Origin of the sequence: Mesorhizobium sp. C089B (genome assembly GCF_030323125.1) — a bacterium.
Classification (GTDB): Bacteria; Pseudomonadota; Alphaproteobacteria; order Rhizobiales; family Rhizobiaceae; genus Mesorhizobium.
Genome location: NZ_CP100469.1, coordinates 6,464,976 through 6,486,557, shown reverse-complemented (window position 1 = coordinate 6,486,557; position 21,582 = coordinate 6,464,976). Strand labels below are relative to the sequence as shown.

General features: G+C 63.8%; 14 protein-coding genes and 4 pseudogenes. 15 read left to right on the top strand and 3 right to left on the bottom strand.

Annotated features, from left to right (window positions below):
- The first annotated feature begins 1 nt into the window (after position 1).
- The 15 genes and pseudogenes from tssC to NLY44_RS31540 all read left to right on the top strand — a co-directional run bounded on the left by tssC (position 2) and on the right by NLY44_RS31540 (position 18,366).
- Complete coding sequence (gene tssC / locus NLY44_RS31610) at positions 2-1,507, top strand: type VI secretion system contractile sheath large subunit (RefSeq protein ID WP_023682611.1); 1,506 nt, start codon at positions 2-4, stop codon at positions 1,505-1,507.
- Between the two features lie 51 nt (positions 1,508-1,558).
- A complete protein-coding gene (locus NLY44_RS31605; protein WP_023673716.1) occupies positions 1,559-2,008 on the top strand; it encodes an Hcp family type VI secretion system effector in 450 nt (149 codons plus the stop codon).
- Positions 1,995-2,750: a type VI secretion system baseplate subunit TssE gene (tssE, locus tag NLY44_RS31600; protein ID WP_023804372.1), complete on the top strand. Its 756-nt coding sequence runs from the start codon at positions 1,995-1,997 to the stop codon at positions 2,748-2,750. The genes NLY44_RS31605 and tssE overlap by 14 nt, the downstream gene beginning before the upstream one ends.
- Positions 2,751-2,753: 3 nt before the next feature.
- Positions 2,754-4,628: a type VI secretion system baseplate subunit TssF gene (gene tssF / locus NLY44_RS31595; protein ID WP_023804373.1), complete on the top strand. Its 1,875-nt coding sequence runs from the start codon at positions 2,754-2,756 to the stop codon at positions 4,626-4,628.
- Positions 4,592-5,635 (top strand): type VI secretion system baseplate subunit TssG, encoded by a 1,044-nt coding sequence (gene tssG, locus NLY44_RS31590; protein ID WP_031201267.1) that lies wholly within the window; start codon positions 4,592-4,594, stop codon positions 5,633-5,635. The genes tssF and tssG overlap by 37 nt, the downstream gene beginning before the upstream one ends.
- Positions 5,632-7,104 carry a type VI secretion system-associated FHA domain protein TagH gene (gene tagH, locus NLY44_RS31585; protein WP_023804374.1) on the top strand — a complete coding sequence of 491 codons (1,473 nt, stop codon included), beginning with the start codon at positions 5,632-5,634 and terminating at the stop codon, positions 7,102-7,104. The genes tssG and tagH overlap by 4 nt, the downstream gene beginning before the upstream one ends.
- A 3-nt stretch (positions 7,105-7,107) precedes the next feature.
- Positions 7,108-7,560, top strand: coding sequence for a type VI secretion system lipoprotein TssJ (gene tssJ / locus NLY44_RS31580; RefSeq protein ID WP_023804375.1), 453 nt, complete (start codon positions 7,108-7,110; stop codon positions 7,558-7,560).
- A gap of 58 nt (positions 7,561-7,618) precedes the next feature.
- Entirely contained in the window at positions 7,619-8,953 is a 1,335-nt protein-coding gene (gene tssK / locus NLY44_RS31575) for a type VI secretion system baseplate subunit TssK (RefSeq protein WP_023804376.1), read from the top strand.
- A gap of 4 nt (positions 8,954-8,957) precedes the next feature.
- A pseudogene (gene icmH, locus NLY44_RS31570) lies at positions 8,958-10,282 on the top strand (type IVB secretion system protein IcmH/DotU).
- 1 nt (position 10,283) lies between these two features.
- On the top strand, positions 10,284-13,823 hold the full coding sequence (gene tssM / locus NLY44_RS31565; RefSeq protein ID WP_023804378.1) for a type VI secretion system membrane subunit TssM: 3,540 nt from the start codon (positions 10,284-10,286) through the stop codon (positions 13,821-13,823).
- A complete protein-coding gene (gene tagF / locus NLY44_RS31560) occupies positions 13,805-14,347 on the top strand; it encodes a type VI secretion system-associated protein TagF (RefSeq protein WP_023804379.1) in 543 nt (180 codons plus the stop codon). The genes tssM and tagF overlap by 19 nt, the downstream gene beginning before the upstream one ends.
- Positions 14,347-15,443: pseudogene (locus NLY44_RS31555) on the top strand (DUF2169 family type VI secretion system accessory protein). The gene tagF and the pseudogene NLY44_RS31555 overlap by 1 nt, the downstream one beginning before the upstream one ends.
- Positions 15,440-16,464: pseudogene (locus tag NLY44_RS31550) on the top strand (3-oxoacyl-ACP synthase). The pseudogenes NLY44_RS31555 and NLY44_RS31550 overlap by 4 nt, the downstream one beginning before the upstream one ends.
- Positions 16,464-17,513: a DUF4150 domain-containing protein gene (locus tag NLY44_RS31545; RefSeq protein WP_286456304.1), complete on the top strand. Its 1,050-nt coding sequence runs from the start codon at positions 16,464-16,466 to the stop codon at positions 17,511-17,513. The pseudogene NLY44_RS31550 and the gene NLY44_RS31545 overlap by 1 nt, the downstream one beginning before the upstream one ends.
- Positions 17,437-18,366 carry a hypothetical protein gene (locus NLY44_RS31540; protein WP_023804383.1) on the top strand — a complete coding sequence of 310 codons (930 nt, stop codon included), beginning with the start codon at positions 17,437-17,439 and terminating at the stop codon, positions 18,364-18,366. The genes NLY44_RS31545 and NLY44_RS31540 overlap by 77 nt, the downstream gene beginning before the upstream one ends.
- Positions 18,367-18,402: 36 nt before the next feature.
- On the opposite strand, the pseudogene NLY44_RS31535 reads toward NLY44_RS31540, so the two are convergent.
- From NLY44_RS31535 to NLY44_RS31525, 3 genes and pseudogenes are all read right to left on the bottom strand, one after another.
- Positions 18,403-18,737: pseudogene (locus NLY44_RS31535) on the bottom strand (hypothetical protein).
- Positions 18,737-19,180 (bottom strand): DUF6484 domain-containing protein, encoded by a 444-nt coding sequence (locus NLY44_RS31530; protein WP_023834867.1) that lies wholly within the window; start codon positions 19,178-19,180, stop codon positions 18,737-18,739. The pseudogene NLY44_RS31535 and the gene NLY44_RS31530 overlap by 1 nt, the downstream one beginning before the upstream one ends.
- A 12-nt stretch (positions 19,181-19,192) precedes the next feature.
- On the bottom strand, positions 19,193-21,526 hold the full coding sequence (locus NLY44_RS31525) for a type VI secretion system Vgr family protein (protein ID WP_023804386.1): 2,334 nt from the start codon (positions 21,524-21,526) through the stop codon (positions 19,193-19,195).
- Positions 21,527-21,582 lie beyond the last annotated feature (56 nt).

Sequence of the window (21,582 nt, the reverse complement as noted above, 5' to 3'; positions counted from 1 at the left end):
CATGGCCGAACAGCAAAAGACCGCAGCATCCGTCGCCGAGGCCGAGGCCGTCGATCTCGGCGAATTCAGCCAGCTCTTGGAGAAGGACTTCAAGGTCAAGAAGGACGACAGCGAGAAGCTGCAGCAGCTGGTTCGCAACCTGGCTCTGGCGGCGCAGTCGCGCTCCGAGACGACGACGATTTCGTCCAACTCGATCAAGTCGATCAAGTCGTTGATCGCCGGCATCGACAAGATGCTGACGACCCAGGTCAACGAAATCCTGCACGCGCCGGAAGTGCGGCAGATGGAAGGCACCTGGCGCGGCCTCTGGTACCTCATTAACAACACCGAGACGGATCAGAAGCTGAAGATCCGGGTGATGAACATTTCCAAGGAGCAGCTGGCCGACACGCTCGAAGACTATGAAGGCCAGATGTGGGACCAGAGCCCGATCTTCAAGAAGGTCTACACCGACGAGTATTCGATGCTCGGCGGCGAACCGATCGGCTGCGTCATCGGCGCCTACGAGTTCTCCAACCACCCGCGCGACGTCGGCCTGTTGCGCAACATCTCCGGCATCTGCGCCTCGGCGCACACGCCGTTCATCGCCGCCGCCTCGCCACGGCTGTTCCGCATGGACAGCTGGCAGGAACTGCCCAACCCGCAGGACCTGCAGCAGATCGTCTCCAACCCGGCCTACGCCTCGTGGCAATCGCTGCGCGAGAGCGAGGATGCGCGCTATATCGGGCTGACCATGCCGCGCGTGCTGGCGCGGCTGCCCTACGGCTCGGAGACAGTCCCGGTCAAGGGCTTCTCCTTCGAGGAGGAAGTGCAGGGCGATCACAACAAATATGTCTGGATGAACGCTGCCTTCCCGATGGGCGTCAACATCAACCGCAGCCACAAGCTCTATGGCTGGGGCACCCAGATCCGCGGCGTCGAAAATGGCGGCACTGTGCTTAACCTGCCGGTGCACTCCTTCCCGACCGATGACGGCTCGATCGCGATGAAATGCCCGACGGAAGTCGCCATCGACGACCGGCGCGAGGCGGAACTGGCCAAGCTCGGGCTGATGCCGATCCTGCATCGCAAGAACACCGATCTCGCGGCCTTCATCGGCGCACACTCGCTGCAGGATGACGAGACGCGGGCCGGACGCCTGGTCGACCCCGACGCCCAGTCCAACGAGCGGCTCTCCGCCAACCTGCCCTACCTGTTCCCGGTCTCGCGCTTTGCCCACTACCTCAAGGCGATTGCGCGCGACAAGGTCGGCTCGTTCAAGGAACGCACCGACATGCAGATCTGGTTGACCGAATGGATCAACCGGTACGTGCTGGCCAACCCGGCCTTCGCCGACGACAAGGCGCGCGCCAAGCGTCCGCTTGCCGCCGCCGAGGTGCAGGTCGACAGCGTGGAGGGCCGGCCGGGCTACTACAACGCCCGCTTCTATCTGCGCCCGCACTACCAGCTGGAGGGCATCAACGCCTCACTCAGGCTGGTGTCGGAATTGCCGTCCGTGAAGACCTGATTGCAGCAACCAACCTTTGTTTGAAAGCGGTGGAGAACGAAAATGCCCACAATGAAGATCGACGGTTTTCTGAAAGTTCCGGATATCAAGGGGCCCAGCACGCGCGACGGCCATGACGACGAGATCGAAATCCATGGCGTCGATTACAAGATGGTCGCGCCCTACGACCCCAATTCCCTCTCGCGCCGAGGCCGCGTGTCGATGGGCATGATCAAGTTCACCAAGCACTATGACAAGGCCTCACCCTACCTGGCCAAGGCCCTGTTCGAAAACAAGGCGCTGGACGAGGTCAAATTCTCCGCGCGGCGGACCATCGACGGCGAGAGCAAGGACTATCTGGTCGTTACCCTGACCGACGCCTCGATCATGGAATACGACATGTCGCAGGCCGATGATGAAGCCGACCTGATCCAGGAGGAAGTCTCCTTCGCCTACAAGAAGATCAAGTTCGTCTATGACGACAATGACGAAGCCGAAATGGATGTCTATGTCGGCAAGTGACGGGCGAGCAAAGCGCCCTGCCGCCGACAAGGTACAGGCGGGCGGTTCACGGGCCAAGCGCGAGGCGGTACAGCCTTCGCTGTGGGACCGCCTCGTCAACGATCTGCCGGGCCTGAGCTCGGAGATAGACGGGCTCAGGCAGGCTCTGCAGGAGGAGCTTGGCGCAGAGCGCCTGGACGAGCTGCTGGCAGACGGACCGAGGCGCATCGACGCCGATGACGCATTGAACCCCGATCAGAAGCGCCGGCTGCACCGGCTGGCGTTTCAGAACCGGCACCGTGGCGAGCTTGAAAGCCGAGGCATCGTGGTGTCGCCCGATGTGCTGCGCGAGGCCGTGCGGCGCGACATCGAGGCGCTGTTCAACACCGAGCGTTTCGAATCCGCGCCGCTGCTATCCGATCTCGAGGCCGAGCAGATGACCGACCGTCCGACATCGCTGGCCGACTTTCCGGAGGTGCGCCGCAGCGTTGTCAATTATGGCGTGCCGTCCTTCTCCGGCCGGTCGTCGCGCGACTTCGATCGCGATGTTCTGGCACGCGAGATCCGCGCCGTGCTCGCCGCATTCGAGCCGCGGCTGAAGGAGAGCGCGACGAAAGTCACGGTCAACCTCGGCGACAAGACCGGCCTGAAGATCGAGATCGACGCCGTGCTGATCATGACGCCGACGCCCGAGCGCATGCGCCTGCGCACGACGATCAATCTCGACAACGGACTGGCGCGCACCGAGTTCAGGGAAGCCTGAGAGATGGACCGGGTCTTCGTAGAATATTACGAGGAGGAACTGTCCCACATACGCGGGCTGGCGGCGGAGTTCGCCGACATGCATCCGGCGGTTGCCCGCAATTTGTCGCTGGATACGGTGCCGTGTCCCGACCCCTATGTGGAGCGGCTGCTCGACGGCGTCGCCTTCCTCGCCGCGCGCACGCGCCTGAAGGTGGATGCCGAGCGCTCGCGGTTTTCGCGCAGCATCCTCGACGTGCTTTATCCCGATCTCGTCACGCCGGCGCCGGCAACCGCCATGGTGGTGCTGAAGCCCGGCCAGCAGGTGCAGACAATGCTTGCCGGCCACGTCGTCAAGCGCGGCACGCGGCTGGTCTCCAGCCTGCAGGCCGGCCTGTCGACACGCTGCACCTTCACCACCGCGCAGGACATGACGCTGTTTCCGATCGCGATCAGTTCGGTCGGCTATTTCCAGGACCGCAGCGCGCTTGCCGCCGCCGGCATCGGCCCGATCGCCGGCAAGGCCGGCGAAGCGGCACTTCGCATCACGCTGGCGCGGACCGGCAAAGGCAAGCTCGACGAACTGGCGCTCGACCGGCTCGACTTCTATTTCGCCAACCGCACCAAGGCGCCGCTGATCTTCGACGCCATCTTCGGAGTCTGCTCTGGTGTCGGCGCTCGACCGGAAGGCAAGACCAATCCATTGTCGCCGCTACCGCCGCCGGAGATGGTCGGCATTGCCGATGCCGAGGCGCTGATGCCGCGCACGCGGCCGACCTTCGAAGGCTACCGCCTGCTGCGCGAATATTTCATGATGCCCGAGCGCTTCCATTATGGGCGCGTCACCGGCTTGCTGCCGGTCGTGCGCAAATGCCAGGCCGGGCTCGAAATCATCTTCCTGTTCCGGCGTCCGGTGCCCGAACTCGCCGATCTGACGCCGGCGGATTTCGATCTCTTCGCCACCCCGATCATCAATCTCTTCGAGCGCGAGTGCAACATCGTCGAGCTCGACCAGCGCAAGACGCGCCAGGTGCTGCATGCCGACCGCACGCGGGCGCGCGACTTTGAAATCTACCGCGTCATCCGCGTCGAAGACGCCGATGCCGAGGGACCCGACGCGGAGATACCGGAACTCTTCAGCCTTGGGCAAAATCGCGGCAGCGGCTGGGTCTTTTCGACGGAGCGGCGGCCGCGCCGGCCGACCGAGGACGAGCGGCGCCAGGGCGTGACGCGGACCTCCTATGCCGGCGACGACGTCTTCCTGGCGGTTTCGCGCCCAGTCAACAGTCAGGCCAACCGGCCGCTCAAGTGCGTCGACGTCGTGGCACTGTGCACAAACCGCGATCTTGCCATCCTCGACGACACGCCAACGCTGACGCTGGAAGCGGGCGACCCGGTGGAATCGGTCAGGCTGCTCGGCGCGCTGCGTTCGCCGCAGCCGGCCATCCCGGCAGCGCTGCCGACCGGCGCCGACAGCGAGTCGCGCGCCGACGACCTGGCCTGGCGGCTGGTCTCGCAGCTGGCGCTGAACTTCCTCAGCCTGGCCAAGGAAGGCCGCGGCGTCGATCCGCTGCATGCGCTGCTCGATCTCTATGCCGAACGCGGCGATCCCGGGCTTGCCCGCAATGTACGCTCGATCGTGCGCATCGATTCGCGCGCGGTGATCGAAAGGCTGGCGATCGAAGGACCAATGTGTTTTGGGCGCGGCACGGAGGTGACGCTGCATGTCGACCAGTCGGTGCTGGCGGGACAGAGCACTCTGCTGCTGTCGGGCCTGCTGTCGCGGCTGTTTGCCCGCCATGCCGGCATTAACGGGTTCGTGCGCACGCGCACGCGGTTGCTCCAGAAACAGGAGGATGTGCCATGGCCGATGACGCCCGGCAATCGCTACCTGATCTAGAGCGAGCCGCAACCCTGTCCGAGAGTTTCGACTTTTTCGAACTGCTGCGCCGGCTGGAGCGGCAAGGCGGCCTGTTCGGCCATTCCGGCCGGCCGGACCGCGAGCCGGCAAGGCTCGGCCAGAATGTGCGGCTGTCCTTCGCAGTGCAGGACGTGGTGGATTTCCACGAACCGACCGACAAGTCGCCGGCGCGGGTGACGGTCAACAATCTCGGCCTGCTCGGGCCTGAAGGGCCGATGCCGCTGCATCTGACGCGCTGGGTGCTCGATCGGCTGTCGCAGCGCTGGTATGCGGGCGCCGAGGCGCGGCAGACGAGCGACACGACCTTCGTCGATTTCGTCAACATCCTGCAGCACCGGATGATCGCGCTTTATTATCGCGCCTGGGCGGATGCGCATCCGGCCGTGCAGGTCGAACGCGGTGTCGGCGGCCGCGTCCGCTCCATGCTGGAAGCCATGGCCGGCATCGGGCTGCCGGGCACCCAGGACGCCGAACTCGATGCGGTAAAGCTTCGCCAGGCCGCCTCGCTCGCCAGCCAGGTCGACGGTCCCGAACGGCTGACCCTGTTCCTGGCCGAAGCCTTCAAGGTTCCGGTGGTGCTGAAGGAATTCGTCGGCGCCTGGATGACCATTCCCAAGGCGCTGCAGAGCCGGCTGGCCGGCAGCTATGCCACGCTCGGCCGCAGCGCCACTATCGGCCCGCGCAGCTTCAGCCGGCAGAGCCGCATCGAGCTGCGCATCGGCGCGCTCAGCTATATCGATTACAAGGCCTTCCTGCCCGGCGGTGAGCGGCTGAAGCTGTTGAAGCAGGCGGTGCGCGACCTGATCGGCGAGACCATCGATGTCGATCTCAGGATCGTGCTTGCGGCAAAGGCAGTGCCGCCGGCGAAGCTCGGCACCGTCCAGCTTGCCCGCACCACCTGGCTGGCGCGCAACCCTGCGCGAGGCGATGCCGAAGACATGCGGCTGCGCACCATCGTCGGCTGGCGGGAAGAGGTGGCGGCATGAGCCTGCTTCTGACTCTCGAACAGGGACCCCGCGCGCAAGTCACGCGGCAGGCACAGCTGGACGAGGGTGAGCTGGTGATCGGCCGCAGCGCCGACGCCGACTGGCAGATCAACGATCCCGACATGTTCGTCTCGCGCGCCCACTGCAAGATCACCAGCAAGCGGGGCCGCTATTTCGTCACCGATACTTCCAGCAGCGGGCTGTTCATCGACGATGCCAGCAGCCCACTCGGCGCGGGAAATTCCGAGCGCCTGCAAAGCGGCATGCGGCTGCGGCTGGGCGACTATGTGGTGCGCGTCGATTTGCAGACAGCGAAGACCGAGGCGCCGGCCTTGAGGCCTTCGATGCCCAGCAAGCCGACCGCGTCGCGGGCGCCGGTCAGCCTCGGCGGCGACGATTTCTTTTCGTCCACCACGGAAGAAGAGCCGGGACGGCCACGCCCTGCCAACCTGCCCGATCCATTCGAAAAGCCGGTGCCCGGCGCATTCGCGCGTGCGCGGTCCGATGAACGCAGCTCGCAGGCGTTCGACGATCCGTTCAGCCTCGACCCTGTGGCAACGCCGGTGGCCGAGACCGCCCCCGACAAGGGTGTTGGCAAGCCGCTGTTCGACGATCCCTTCGGCCTCGATTCCGCACCGCTGTCGCGAGAGCCGAGCAGATCCAGTTCCGAGAAGCCGCCGGCCTACGATGACGGGTTTGGTTTTGGCCCGGCCGAGTCCACCAGTCTCGACGCAGGCGCGACGGATGGCGGCGCGATCGATGCGGCCTCGCCTGCTCCCTCCGCCGCGCCTTGGGAGCTGCCGGCTCGCGCGGCCGAGCCATCGCCAAAGCCAACCCCGCAACCACCGCCCCGCCCTCCTGTACGGCAAGCTGCTGCGCGGCCGTCGACCGGACAGGCGGACGCGGAATTGCGCGCCGCTTTCCTGCGCGGCATGGGCATGGACGAGTCCGACTTTCCCGGCAGCGATCCGGTGGCCGGCATGGAGAAGTTCGGCCGCGAATACCGGCTGATGATGGAAGGGTTGATGCAACTTTTGCGCAAGCGCGCCGAAGAGAAGGGCAACGCCCGCGTCGCCCAGACCGTGGTTGGCGCGTCCGAGGTCAACCCGCTCAAATTCCTGCCTTCGGTCGACGATGCTCTGGTGACCATGCTGGCCGAGCGCAGCCCCGGTTTCCTCGGCGCCGAAGCGGCGATCAAGGACGCGGTGCGCGATCTGGCGCAGCACCACGTTCGTGCCTGGCGCGGCGTGCAAGGCGCGCTCAAGCGCATGATCGACCGCTTCGATCCGGCGGCGATCGAGCAGGAACTGAAGTCGAGTTCGGCGATCGGCAATCTGCTGACCGGCGGGCGCGGCGCCAAGCTCTGGGAATTGTACCAGAAACGCCACCGTGAAATCGCTCACAGCGCCGAGACGCGTTTTCTGGGCGAGATCGGCGCTGATTTTCGTGATGCATATGAGGAGGACTGAGACATGATCGACAGACGCGAATTTATTTTTGCCATCGGAGCGACGGGACTGCTGACGGCTTGCCAGAGCGGCCCGCCGAAACCATCCGTCATCACCGTAAACCTCGCCGGCGGCGCCGGCATGAACCCGGGACCGGGCGGCGGCGACAGGCCGGTGACTGTAATGATCCTGCGCCTGAAGAGCACCGGCGCTTTCAATTCGGCCGATTACTTCGCCCTGCAGGGCGGCGCCGGCGCGGCACTTGGCGGCGATCTCATCGGCTCCGATACGATTTCGGTCGGACCCGGCAAGACCGCATCGAAGACCATTACGGTCGAACCGGAAGTGGCCGCGCTCGGCTTCGTCGCGCTGATCAGGGAACCCACCGGCCGCAACTGGCGTACCACCAAATCGGTTTCGTCGGGATCGAAATTCACCGTCAATGTGAAGCTCGGCAGCGGCGGCATTTCCGCTTAGCGGCGGCAATCCGCAAAGCCGCGCCAATGGTGACGAGCAGGAAGCAGAGAGTGGCGGCATGAGCGATGCAAACAGGGTGCTGTGGTCGGAGGGGCTGTTCCTCCGCACCCAGCATTTCCAGCAACAGGACCGCTTCTTCGAAGCGACGGTGCGCGGCGTCTTGCAGGCCGGGCACCTGCATACGTTCGGCTTCCGAACGCTGACGCTCGATCAGGCACAGCTCGATGCCGGCCAGATCTCGGTGCTCTCGGCGCGTGGCATCTTTCCCGACGGGACGCCGTTCGCGATCCCCGAGACGATGGATGCGCCGCGGCCGCTGGCGGTAACGCCGGAAATGGGCGCGGGACCGGTGCTGATCGCGCTGCCGCTCGAACCGCCCGGCGGCGTCGGCTTCGACCCTGCTCACGCCGAGCCGTCCGGCGCGCGCTATCGCGGCCGGATCGTGTCGGTGCGCGACGCCGTGCATGGCGGCTCCGATCCCGAGGAAATCGAGATCGCACGGCCGCAGGCGCTGTTGCTGGCGCCGGGCACGGCCGTCGGCGGCTACACCGCGCTGCCGGTGGCCGAACTCAAGGGCGTGCGCGCCGATGGCGGCGTGGCCTTGGACGACACCTTCCTGCCGCCGACCTTGGTCATCGGCGCGGCGTCCTGGTACAGCCGCCTGCTGCAGGAAGTGGTCACCGGCCTCGACCAGATCGCCGAGGCGCATGGCAAGATGGTGCTGGGCGGCCCCGGCCGCAGCGTCGAGGATCTTCTGATCCTCAATTTGGTCAACGCCGCGCGGCCGCGGCTGGCGCACATGCTGGTGCAGGATGTCTTCCATCCAGCCGAGGTCTACATGGAACTTGCCGGCCTTGCCGGCTCGATGGCGACCTACGGTTCGAGCGCAAGGCGGCTCGGCGAACTGCCTGTCTACGACCACATGGCGCCCGGACCCGCCTATTCGGCGCTGGCCGATGCGCTGCGTTCGCTGATCCTCAGCCTGCGCTACATCGAGCCGAAATCGCGCGCCCTGCCGGTCATGCGCCATGCCACCAATGTGTGGAAGATCCGCATCGACAACCCGAAACTTCTGGTGGCGAGCCGCATCGTGGTGCGGATCGGCTCCGAACTGTCGGAGGATGCCTTGCGCAAGATTTTCGTCAACCAGGCGACCGTCGGCTCGGCCAGCGAATTCGAAGGGCTGTGGAAATCACGCCTGCCCGGCATTCCGCTGAAGCCCCTGCATTCGCAACCGCGCGAAATTCCCTATGACGGCGACCGGCTGTGCCTCGAACTCGACCAGAAAAGCGAGCACTGGGCCTCGCTGCTCGAAGCGCCCGGTTTCGTGATCGGCGTTTCGGGCGTGCTGCCCAGCGAACCGCAGGTCGACTGCTACTCGGTCAACAGGTGAGATGATGAGCAGGGACGATCCATTCGGACTGTCCGAGGATCGGGAGCGGACGCGCATTCGGCTGAGCGGAGCGCCAACGCCGCGCGCCATGCCGCTGCCGGCGTCAGGGGTGACCGCGAAACGCTCCGCGCGCGCGCATCCGAACGTGCTCGTCAACGCGTTCTCGCCGCTGCTGGAATTTGCACCCGAACTCGAAAACGCGCAGCCGCCTGAGAACCCGGAAGCCCTGCGCACCAGGCTGCTCGACGAACTCGTGCGCTGCCGCGACGCCACCATGGCACAGGGATCGTCACTTGAGCGCGCCGACCAGGCCGCGTGGCTGGTGGCCGCGTTGCTCGATGATCTGGCGCTGAACACGCCGTGGGCGGCGCCAGCGCATGGCCACGCCAGCCGCTGGTGGTGATGCTGCGCGGCGACGTCGATGCCGGCGCGCAGTTCTTCGCCCGTCTTGAAGAGCTGGAGCGCCATCCCAATCGCGACCGCGAAATGCTGGAGTTGCAATATCATTGCATGGCGCTCGGCTTCCGCGGCAAATATCGCGTGCCGGGCCGCTCCGGCGACCGTTCGCTCAATGCCGTGCGTGTGGCCGCGGCGCGCTTCCTGCGCGACAGCGACGCCGAAGGCGCACAGCTTTCGCCCAACTGGAAGGGCGTGATCGCCTCCGACGAGCCGCAGCGCTTCATCGTGCCGATCTGGGTGATGGTTGCGGCAGCGGCGGTGATCGCCACCGCCATTCATATCGGGCTGTCGATGAGCCTGAGCAGCCAGGCGGTCGAGCTTTCGGCGCTGGTTCGCGCCTTGCCGCCGCCGACGCGTACGGATGTCACCCGCGCTTCGCCGAAGGTCGACGCGCCGCCGCCGGTGGCGGTGGATTTCGCGCTGCTGCCGGAATTCCAGGCGGCAGCACCCGACGAGCTCAAGAGAGCGCTGAGCGGCACGGAGAGCGTGTCGCTGGCGCGGCTGGTCATCCAGGCCTCCAATCCCGAACTCTTCCAGTCGTCGCGCGCGCAGCTGACAGACGGCTTCGATCCGCTCATCGCCTCGGTCGCCAAGGTGATCCTCGAGAACCAGGAGCTGATCGGCGATATCACCGTGGTCGGCCACACCGACGGCGTTCCGTTGCAGAAGACCAACCCACTGTCCACCAACCAGCGGCTGTCGGAAGCCCGCGCCGCGGAAATTGCCGATATCCTGATTCAGAACGGCGTGCCGAAGGAGCGCGTGCGCTCCGAAGGCCGGGCCGCCACCGATCCGGTGGCCGACGACGGCACACGCGAAGGCCGGGCCTTGAACCGCCGCGTCGAAGTGCTGGTCGAAAAGAGGCTGTGACATGTTCATCCTGCGCTTCCTCTGGGCGGTCCTGACTTCGCGTTTCCTGTGGACGCTGATCGGCCTGGCGCTGCTGTCGCTGATCATCTGGGTATTCGGCCCGATCGTACGGGTCGGCGACTATGTGCCGATGGCGTCGGAGACGGTGCGCATCGTCATCATCGCTCTTCTGGTGATCTTCTGGCTGATCTGGCTGATCGTCGCGCAGCGCCGCGCGATCCGCGCCAACCGCATGTTCGTCGCCGAGATTTCCGCCCCGGTCGAGGAAAAGCGGCTCAGCCCGGGCGAGGAAAACGTCGCCGCGGTCGGCGCCAAGTTCCAGGACGTCATGGTCGAGTTGAAGCGCCGCAAGCTCGGCGGCCGCAAGTTCCTGCGCGAGATGCCGTGGTATGTGATCGTCGGCCCCCCGGCGACCGGCAAGACGACGGCATTGCGCCAATCCGGCCTCAACTTTCCGATCGACCTCACCGACGATCTGCAGGGCATCGGCGGTACCCGCAACTGCGACTGGTTCTTCTCCGAAAACGCAGTGATGATCGACACCGCCGGGCGCTATGTCCAGCAGGAAAGCCAGCCCGATGTCGACGCCGTGGAATGGCTGGGTTTCCTCGATCTGTTGAAGAAGCATCGTGGCCGTCGTGCGCTGAACGGCGTCATCGTTGCGCTTGGGATCGACGCGCTGTCCGAGGGCGACGAAGCCGTCAAGGCGCATGGCCGCAAGATCCGCAGGCGCCTGGCCGAGCTCGAAGAGCGGCTGGAAATCCGCTTGCCGGTCTATCTCATGCTGACCAAGGCCGATCTGATCAGAGGCTTCGAGGCCTTCTTCGGCGGCCTGTCGACGGCGGCGCGCGAACAGGTATGGGGGACGACCTTCCCGCTCGATGCACGCGTCGACGCCAAGACGATCGCGGGTGAAGTCACGACGCTGTCGAGGGAGCTGGAAAAGCGACTGGTGCCGCGGCTGGAAGACGAGGATAAGCTGGCCGAACGGGCCGAGATCTTCCGCTTTCCCGCACAGCTGCAAAGCCTGTCCGAGCCGATCCAGGTGCTGGTCGAGGCGATGTTCGGCGAGAGCCGCTACGAGGAGGCAGCCTGGCTGCGCGGCCTCTATCTGACCTCGGCGACCCAGGAAGGCGCGCCGATCGACCGGCTGACCGCGGCGCTCGCCTCCTCCTTCGGCCTGCCGGCACGACGCACGATGCCGGCGCAGCGCTTCGAGAAGCGCAGCTTCTTCCTCAAGAACCTTTTGACCGAGGTGATCTTCAAGGAGGCCGGGCTCGGCACCTTCGATCCGCTGGCGCAGCGCCGCCGCAGCTGGGTCTGGCGCGGTGCCGCCGCTGCCAGCGCGGCTGCGGCCATACTCGCCGGCGGCCTGTTCACCTGGTCCTACTACGACAATCGCAACGCCATCGCCGCGCAAGCCGGCCAGTTCGAAGCGCTGCAGGCGCCGCTGACGTCGACCGCCGCGACGCCCGCCTCGGTGCTGCAGCCGGCTATGGACGTTGCCCTGACCGCCATGGACGAAGTCGCCAATGCCAGGACTGCGCCTCCGAACAAGGCACAGGACCTGCTCGGACCATCGGCTTCGGCCGAGATGATGCGGGCGCAGACCGACACCTATGACCACGCTCTGCGCAACGTGCTGGAGCCGCGGATGGTGGCGTTGCTCGAAGCGACCATGTGGCGGCAGATCCGCGATCCGGACTTCATGCTGGGGGCGCTCAAGACCTACCGCATGATGACCGGCCTGTCTCAGATGGACTCCGACTTCGTCGAGAATTGGTGGGTGAACGACCTGCCCGAATTCGCGCCGGCCGCGCCCTTCCCGACAGCCGATGCGGAAGAACACCAGCTGGCAGCGATCCGCCGCATGGCGGTCGACGACAGCTACATCGCGCCCGACCAGGCGCTGGTCGCCGAAGCGCTGAAAACGGTCTGCACGATCTCGCTGCCGGCGCGGGCCTACAAGCAATTGCTGGCCGATCCGGCGGTGGCCGGATTGAAGGAATGGATCCCCGCCAATTTCGCCGGGCCGAACGGCGCCAAGGTGTTTTCGCGACGCTCCGACAAGACGCTGCGCGTCGGCATATCAGGCGCCTTCACCTATGACGGCTTCCACGATGCGATCCTCGACCGGGTCGAGGATGTCGCCGCCCAGGCGGCACTCGACCGCGCCGTGTTTGCCGGCGGCTGCTCGGAAAATTCCGAGACCTCGGTGTCGGCGCTGTCGGAAGATATCCTGAAGCTCTACTATGACGATTACATCGCGCAGTGGGATAGTTTCCTGCGCGACATGCGGCTGGCGCCGCTGAGCGACCTCAACATTGCCAGCGAGAATCTGAAGGACCTTTCCAGCGCCGATTCCGCGCTGAAGCGGCTGTTGACGGCGGTGGTCCAGGAGGTCGACCTCACCCGCTCGGACGACGCGCCGGCGACTGACGACAAGGCGGCGGCGAAGGGCGGCTCGAAACTGCTGGGCAAACTCGGCAAGCTGGGCAAGATCGTCAAGACCGGCGCCAAGCTGTTGCCGCGCGCAGGATCGGCCAGCGAAGTCGACCTGACCGGCACGCTGGTGGCCGAACACTTCAAGCCGCTCAAGAGCACGATTGCCGAGGTCGACGGCCAGCCGCCGGCGCTCGATGCCGCGGTCGTCGCGCTGACGGCGCTGTCCAACGTGCTGCAGACGGTGACCGCCAATCCCGACCCGCAGGACGCGATCAAGAAACAGGGCGGGCTTGCCGAACTGACCGGCGCCGTCGCCCGCCAGGCGCAAATCCTGCCCGACCCGGTCAACACCTGGCTGAGCGGCATTGCCGGCGACACCAGCGGGTTGACGCAGAAGGCCGTGGCCTCCGAGCTCAACGCCATCTGGCGCGCCGACATCCTGCCCTTCTGCCAGGCCGCGCTCAACGACCGCTATCCGTTCAGCCCGGACAGTGCCGTCGACGTCAACGTGCGCGACTTCGCCCGCCTGTTCGGACCGGCAGGGATGATCGACGGCTTCATCAACGACCATCTGATCGGCTATGTCGACACCTCGGCGCAGCCTTGGAAATGGCGTGCCGATTTCGGCCTCGACCCGTCCGCACTTGCCGCCTTCGAGCAGGCGCGGCGCATCCGCGACGATCTCTTTCCCGGCGGTCAGGGCCCGGTGATGGCCTTCACGCTCGAGCCGACCGACCTGTCGCCCAACGTGACCCGCGTCACGCTCAACCTCGATGGCCAGAACCTGGTCTATTTCAACAATGCGACGCGACCGCAACCGATGACCTGGCCCGGCAAGGACGGCACCGGCGTCATCTCGCTCGCCTTCCAGCCGATCGACGGCTCACCCGAAATCATGCTCAACGAGACCGGCAGCTGGGCATGGCTGAGGATGCTGCGCGGCGGCCGCTTTACCGGCACGTCGCTGTCCGACGTCTACAGCCTGCGGCTGGGCACGAAAGGCATGTACGCCGATTTCAAGCTCAAGGCGGCGAGCGTCGAAAATCCCTACAACCTCCAGATGTTCAAGAAATTCTCATGTCCGCCGCAGATCTGATCCTGCCTGGCTTCTACGGCAAAATGCCCGCCACCGGCGACTTCGTCAGCCGGCGGCTGACGGGCGAGTTCGTGCGCCTGTGGGACCGCTGGCTGGCGCAGCACCTGGTGCCATTGTTTGGCCAGCACATCTGGCCCCCCGCCACCGCGCTGCGCTTTCTGGCCGGCGCGAATTCCTTCGGCGCGTCGGCGGGCATCATCCTGCAAAGCGCCGACAAGGTTGGCCGGAAATTTCCGCTGAGCGTCGTTGCCCTGCTGCCCGAAGCGCCTGTCGCGCTGACGCATGCCGAGGCATGGTTTGCCGGGATCGAGGAGGCCGCCACCGCCGCCCAGCAGGGCGAGCTGACGCCCGAAGAACTGGATGCAGCTTTGACGGCACTGCCGATGCCACAGGCCGAGCCGGGCGAAGAGCTGATCGCCGACATGGTGATGTGGACGGCGCACTCCGACATTTTCGACATCGACCCGCACTCGCCGCAAGCGACGCTGGAGACAATCCTCGCCGGCAGTTGGGAGACGAGTTGATGCAGATCTGGAACCAGATGGGCTATCCGCATCAATTCACCGTGGGCACGGACAAGGCCGCCATGAGTGGATTGTCGTGGTGGTGAAAGGCACGTTCGACTTTCCCGCAACGCCAGGCGGACCGGTGCAGAAATCGGCGGAGCAGGTACCGCTGGTCATGGCCGACACGCAGACCGGTGAACCCGGCTATTCCGCAACATTATGGGAAACCGATTTCGCTTTCCGCAAGCCACGCTGCGACATCATCGCCAATGGCTGTGCTTACGCCCCAAACGGGAGACCAGCCGAGCGCGTGCCGGTCGGCATCAAAGTTGGAAATTGGTCGAAACTCTTCGAGGTGGTGGGCACGCGTGAGTGGCGTGCCATCGGGCCAATGTTTGCCGCTACAGCGCCGCAGCCGTTCCTACGCCTGCCGATTTCCTACGACGTTGCGTGGGGCGGAACTGACCGGCTCGACCCCGAGGACAAGGCGCCGGCAAGTTACAGATACAACCCGGTCGGAACCGGCTGGTCGCGTGCCAGGAACCAGCGGCTGATCCCGGGCCTGCGCCTTCCCAACACCCAAGCCGTCGGCGAGGACATCCGCTCGCCGTTCAGCGACTACAGGCCCATGAGTTTTGGTCCAATGGGCCGTGGCTGGCCTGGCCGGATCGAGTATGGCGGCACCTATGACGACAACTGGGTAGCCAACATCTTTCCATTCCTGCCTCCGGATTTCGATGAGCGCTATTTCCAGATGGCGCCGTCCGACCAGCAGATCGACCAGCCGAAAGGTGGCGAAGAAGTACATCTGGTCAACCTGACCCCTGAGGGCCGGGTAAGCTTTCGCCTGCCACAGACGGCATTGCCGATGACGCTGTTCAGAGAGCGAGAACTCTCATTTCAAGGAGAAATCCTTCCCGACACCATTTTGTTTGATCCCGAGAACCGCTGCTTCTCGCTGGTCTGGCGCGTGTCTCAGCGCATTCATCGCACGATCCTGGACTTCACCGAATGCTGGATCGGCCCGCCGACGGAGTCGATGTTGCGAGCGCGAGCCACTGGCCGGGACTATATACGCGCCGTTGGGGCCGCGCCCGAGGATGAAGCCGCATGAGCGCAGCGATTAATGTCGTTTCGATCGGCATGGTGACCGCCGTCGGCCTCGACGCGCCCTCGTCATGCGCAGCAATGCGAGCCGGGGTAGACGGATTTCAGGAGACAGGTTTCCTCGCCGCGGGCGGAGAGCGCCTTATAGGCGCGCCCGTTCCCTTGCCCGGTGACTGGGTCGGCGAGAAGCGTATGGCCTACCTTGCCGCGATGGCGATCACCGAAGCTTTTGCCGGCGCGCCGGAGGCGCGAGGTGACGCCGCCCTCATTCTATGCCTTGCCGAAAACGACCGCCCCGGGCGGCCGGCCTCGGACGGACAGCGCATGCTCGCGCGCATAGCCGCGATCACCAAGCTGACCAGTCCCAACAAGGCACGGATCGTGGCGCACGGTCGGCCCTCCGGGCTGGTCGCATTGGAACAGGCCCGCAGAATCTTCTCGGCCGGCGAAGCCCCTTTCGTGATGATCGTCGGCGTCGACAGCTACCTGACGGCGGGCACCGTCACGCACTACTTTACCGAAAACCGGCTGCTGGTTCCAGACAACCCGGACGGATTCATCCCCGGCGAGGCGGCCGCCGCGATCCTTTGCTCCCCCGGGCGACCGCCGGCAGCCTTCACCTGCATGGCCTCGGCTTCAGCCGAGAGCCCGCCTTCATCTACAATCCGGATGATCTGGCGTCGCGCGGTGACGGCATGACCGCCGCCTACCGGACCGCACTTGAGGAGACCGGTATCGCCATGCATCGTGTCGGCTATCGCATCTCCGACCTGATCGGCGAAAAATACTGGTTCAGGCAGAGCGCTCTGGCCACCCTGCGGCTCACCCGTGGCCGCCGCGAGTTCATGGATATCTGGTCGCCCGGTGAAACCCTAGGTAATGTCGGGGCCGCCGTGGTCCCACTCATGCTGGGTTGGGCATTCACCGCTGCCGTCAAGGGCTACGCCATGGGTGAATCCGTGCTCGTTGAAGCCTCCAACGACGCTGGCGCCTGCGGGGCCGCCGTCTTTGCAGGACGGGCCGTCTGATGGGAAACGTCTTCGCCAACGGGCTGGAAATTTCCGGCCAAGGGAGCGACGGTAAGACAATTGCGGCGTTTCCGGACGTCTGCTTCACCCCTCCGGAAAATCCCGCGACTCCTCCCGGCGTACCTATCCCGTACCCCCTGTTCGGGGTGTCCAGCGATACCGAGCAGGGTACTGGAACGGTCAAGATCTCCGGCAAGACCGTCAACATCAAGAACAAGTCCGACCTTTCAAAGACCTCTGGCGACGAGGCCGGGTGTGCGGCCAAGAAGGGCATCATCACCTCGACCAATACCGGCAAGGAATACTTCAATTCCTGGTCCAACGACGTGAAATTCGACGGAGAGCCGGTGATCCGGTTCACCGATCTGTCGACCAACAACCACGCCTCTACAGCCGCAACCGCAGCCGTTCCTTGGGCCCATATCCTGACAGTCAATATGGGCAATGTGACTTGCGGAACCCTTCTGCAAAAGCACAACATGAGACTTCACGCTCACGAGGATAAGAAATGTCCAGCCGGATATGAATCCGAGCACTTTGTTAGCAACGAATACTTTCAAGGTGACCGCGAGCACAATATCTCATATCCAAAATGGAGAAACTATGATCAAAATACTGCCCCTTGCGTCTGTATTCGATCGTACAAACACAAAAAAGGCGGAGGATATCAGTCAGGAAAGGGGAGCAAGAAGGGATCCCCACACAATCTAAAGACCAACATGATGAGCGACTACAACACTAGGCGGCTCAATCAGGGGCAGCCGCCGAGGTTGAGAGGTGGTGTCGACAAGGCTGTCGAATCCGTTACGGTCAACCACAAAGAGTCTAAGAACGCCAGCCCAAAGACTAGAGAAAACATCCAGAAATGCCTCAAGATGATCTTTATGGCTTATATCCAGAGTGTTGTCGTTCCCGCAAAACACAAGAAGAACTTGGTAAAATGTACACGATGCGCTAGGAGCGCTTTTTGCAATGGCCTTGAAAACTCCCTTCGCCAATCTCGAACCAGATCAGATCGACGTAGAGGTAATGAGCGCGTTTCATCTTGAGGGGAGATATTTCAGTGTATCGGTTCAGCTAAGTGATGAAAACGACGAAATCGGGCATTCATACCTGCTGAAAGTTCTGTTCGACGGAAAGACACTTCGCTACGAGACACTGCTTGAAGTTCCAAACCTTATCCTCGCGCATGTCAGCCCTACTCCAATCGACCATGTAGCATTGGAAATCGGCGGCACGACCCATTTCCTCCACGGCACTGCGCATGCGACCAGTGGGACCCCCGACCAGTTCTTCAACAAGCTCTACCATCAGGAGGGCGGCGCAGTTTATTTGTATGGCGAACATGGAACCGTGTGCGTGGCCGAAGGCCATGCGTGGCGAACAATCAAGCCGATCGCCAAATCGTTCCTGCGGGCCATGCATGGCCCGCGAAACGGTCCGGTTCATGTGGCGGGCGACGACGGCACATTGCTTCGCCTTGCCGGCAATGGTTGGAAGAGAATTCCTCTGAATTTCAACCGCTCTATTAATGCGCTTCAAGTCGCCGAGGATGGGGTTGTAAACATAGGTTGCGAGGACGGTTATTGTTTCCAGTACTTCGAAGACGACCTCGCGGCCATCGAAGCGCCTGAACGGGACTTCTTCTCGATTTGCGAGTTCAAGGGCAAGCGCTACTGGGGCGACGATGAGTACGGCCTCTATGTCCAGAAGCGGTTGAAGCTCGCTCCGCTCAAAGAGTTGGGCTACGGCTATGCGATGCAGGCATCAAGCGAATTCCTGGTTGTGGTTGGTTGGAAGGAAGTCTTCTTGTTCGACGGGTCGACGTGGGTCGGGTTCGAGTTCGGATACAACAAGGGCCTTCATGCCGGCATAATCGATATGTCTCGCAGGTTTTTGTGAAACCTGCCGGGAGAGAAAAGCCTCAAAGGCCTGCAACTACCGCCGTCCAGCCGCCAAGTAGCCGCGCACCTTTTCAAGGTCGAGTGCTGCAATCCGCGGCGGATCGGGAACAGAGAGCATACGCAGGACAAAGAGTTCGCCAGCTTCCGGAAAGGCCTCGTAAGCTTTTGTGGCGATCGCCAGCCCTCGGGCCCGGCCACCCTCAAGCCGTCCAAATGTGCCTCGATCCTTGCAACGAGGCGCGCGAGACGCACCTCGTCCATGTCAGGGTTCTCATCTGGATGAAGCAGGTGATAGTCATACACCGTCCACAGGAATGCCGCCATCTCGGCGTGCTGACGGACGATTTCCGGGAGGACAGGCACCGGCATCAATTGAGATTCACGGATCCGCCGCGGATACGGTTTACGGCGCTGGCATGACTGGTCAGATAGGTGCCACGTATCGTGATATGGCCGTCCTTTTCCATGATGATCGTCGCCTTGCCACAGCGCAGTTCAATCCGCTCGTCGCCGACGATTTTCACACTCTCGCCATCGCGAATGACCTGTGCCGGCGCAACCTTGCGCGCTGGCTCGACGATCCGGCCGACGATAAGCGGCCGTCCCGGATCGCCCTCCTGAAACAGCAATGCCACCTCAACTCCGATCATCGATGAGTTGAGTTCCGTCAAACTACGGGCCGGAATCGCAGTTTGCTTCGGGTTGCCGGGGAAAACCACCAACGGTGCTTCCTCGCCGAAGCCCAGGAAAACACCGATCACCACCCCTTCGATCTTCTCAATGGTTTTGGTCTTCCCAATGGTCCTAGTCATAGCGAGCGAGTCCTAGTTCTGGTTGATCTTGCTGCCCTTCATGGTGATGTCTTTCGAAGCTTTGACGCCAATCTCACCCGAAGCTACGACGGTTATGTCTTTTCCTTCGATCGTGATCGTCCCGTCCTTCTTCAAAGCAATTCCCGCGGAACCGCACTTGATCATTATGGAGTCGCCCGCCTCGATCAGCAGGCTCTTGCCGATCTTCATTGCGCCGTCTTCACCGATTTCGACAGCGCTGCCCTTAGCGATCTTGAGAGCCCGGTCGCCGCCGACTTCGGTGGAATCGCCTTCAGCAATCTTGGTGCTGCGGTCCTTGCCTACGTCCGTAGCCTGTGCACCGCCGATCTTGAAACTCTGATCGGCACCGATCTGAACGCTCTGGCCGGCCGAAACCTGCCAACTGTCGTCCGCACCGATGGTGTGGCTCTGCGCCGCGCCCACAGTGACCGACCGCGTCGCACCGATCGTGTTCGCCTGCGGACCGCCCACGGTCCGGGTCTCGGATGCTCCAACCGAATCGACCCGCGCCGCGCCGACGGTCACCGTCTGAACGATCGCCACGGTCTGCGTGTGATTGGCGCCGATCGTCTCGGTGGAGTTCGAGCCGATGTCGATCGTCTCGTTCGACCCGACCGTCAGCGACCGGTTCGTACCCACCGTCTCTGTATCATTGCTGCCAATATTGGTGGTCTGGTCGACGCCGACCTTGACCGTCTTGTTGTTGCCGACGTCCTCGTCGAGGTTGTGGCCGACGGAGTGCTTGGCGTCGTGGTCGATGCGGTCGGACTGGTCGTGCTGCACCGTCTTGTTGCGGTCGTGCTTGATCAGAAGGTGGTGGTCCTTCTGCGCCTGGAAGTTGACCAGTTCGGAGCCGGCCTTGTCCTCGAACATCAGCTCGTTGTAGCCGCCACCGCCCTTGGACGAGTTCGACTTCCAGCCCGACTGCGTGGCGTTGCCGGGCAGTCCGTAGGGCGGCATCTGCGAGGCGTTGTAGACCCTGCCGGTGATGATCGGCAGGTCGGGATTGCCTTCGATGAAATCGACGATGACTTCCTGCCCGATGCGCGGGATCTGGATGAAGCCCCAGCCGCTGCCGGCCCAGGTCTGCGACACCCGCACGAAGCAGGAGCTCTTCTGGTCCTTCTTGCCGAGGCGGTCCCAGTGGAACTGCACCTTCACCCTGGCATATTTGTCGGTGAAGATCTCCTCGCCGGACGGACCGACCACGGTCGCCGTCTGCGGCCCGCGCATGATCGGCCTTGGCGTGATGCGCGGCGGCCGATAAGCAACTGAGGTCGGCGCCACACCGAGCACCACCTTGAAATTCTCGCCATCGGTGTCGACGCCGGCGCGATAGCCCGGATCGAACAGCCGGTACTCGGCGCTGATCACCAGATACTCCTTGTTCTGGTCGTCGCGCGGAAAGCCGTCGAGCTTGAAGGTGCAGCCGGAGAACAGGCCGCGCACGGTGCCGACAGCGGCAATGCGCATATGCGGCGCCTGGATTTCTTCGCGCCTGATCGCCGCCAGGCTGTCGCCGCGCCCGACTTCCAGATGCGCGCCGGGGTGGCGATAGTTCTCGCCCGCGGCCTGCTTGTGGCCGAAGGGCTGCGCCGACTTCGCCATCAAATCGGCGGCGGGTTTTTCGAAGTCATAATCGGTGTGGGCATAGGCGCCGGGGCGCACCGCGCTGCCTGGAATCCAGTCGGTGATGTATTCGACGTCGCGGCGCGAGCCCTGCCCTTCGAACTGATATAGCACCGTCTCATAGCCCGGCGCCGGCTTGAGCTTGCTCATGGCGTCGGCCAGGATCAGTGTGTGCTCACCCTCGGCATGCTCGAAGAAGTACATTATGCCTTCATGCTCGAGCAGCCGCTGCACGAAATCGAGGTCGCTCTCGTCGTACTGCACGCAATATTCGCGCGGCGGATAGGAGCCTTGCAAGCGCTTCTCGAACTTGGCGATGCCGCCATATTTGGAGAAGATCTCCTCCACGATCTCGACGGCAGTCTTGTCCTGGAAAATGCGGCAGTCGGTGGTATTGCCGAGGAACCACAGCCACGGCCTGACGACCGCCTCGTAGTGAGCCAGCCGATCTTCGATGCGGGTAAGGCGAAACTCGGCGATGAGGCCGCTGAACCAGCGCTTGGGGTCGGCCTCGCCTTCGATCGAAACGGCGCCGCCCAGCATCTTCAGCGGGTCGATATCGGCATTGGTCGAAACAAATCCAACGGTGTAGGCAAGGCAGCGGCTGATCTCGTCGCGGCCGACGAGATGCGTAAAGGTCAACAGCTCGGCGCCGACCGGCGTCTGCACAAGCGCGGCGCGTTGTTCACTCGGCATGGGTCGTGCCCCTCCTGAGCGCTAGTGTGGCAGGTTCGAAGCCCTTCTTGTGTTAA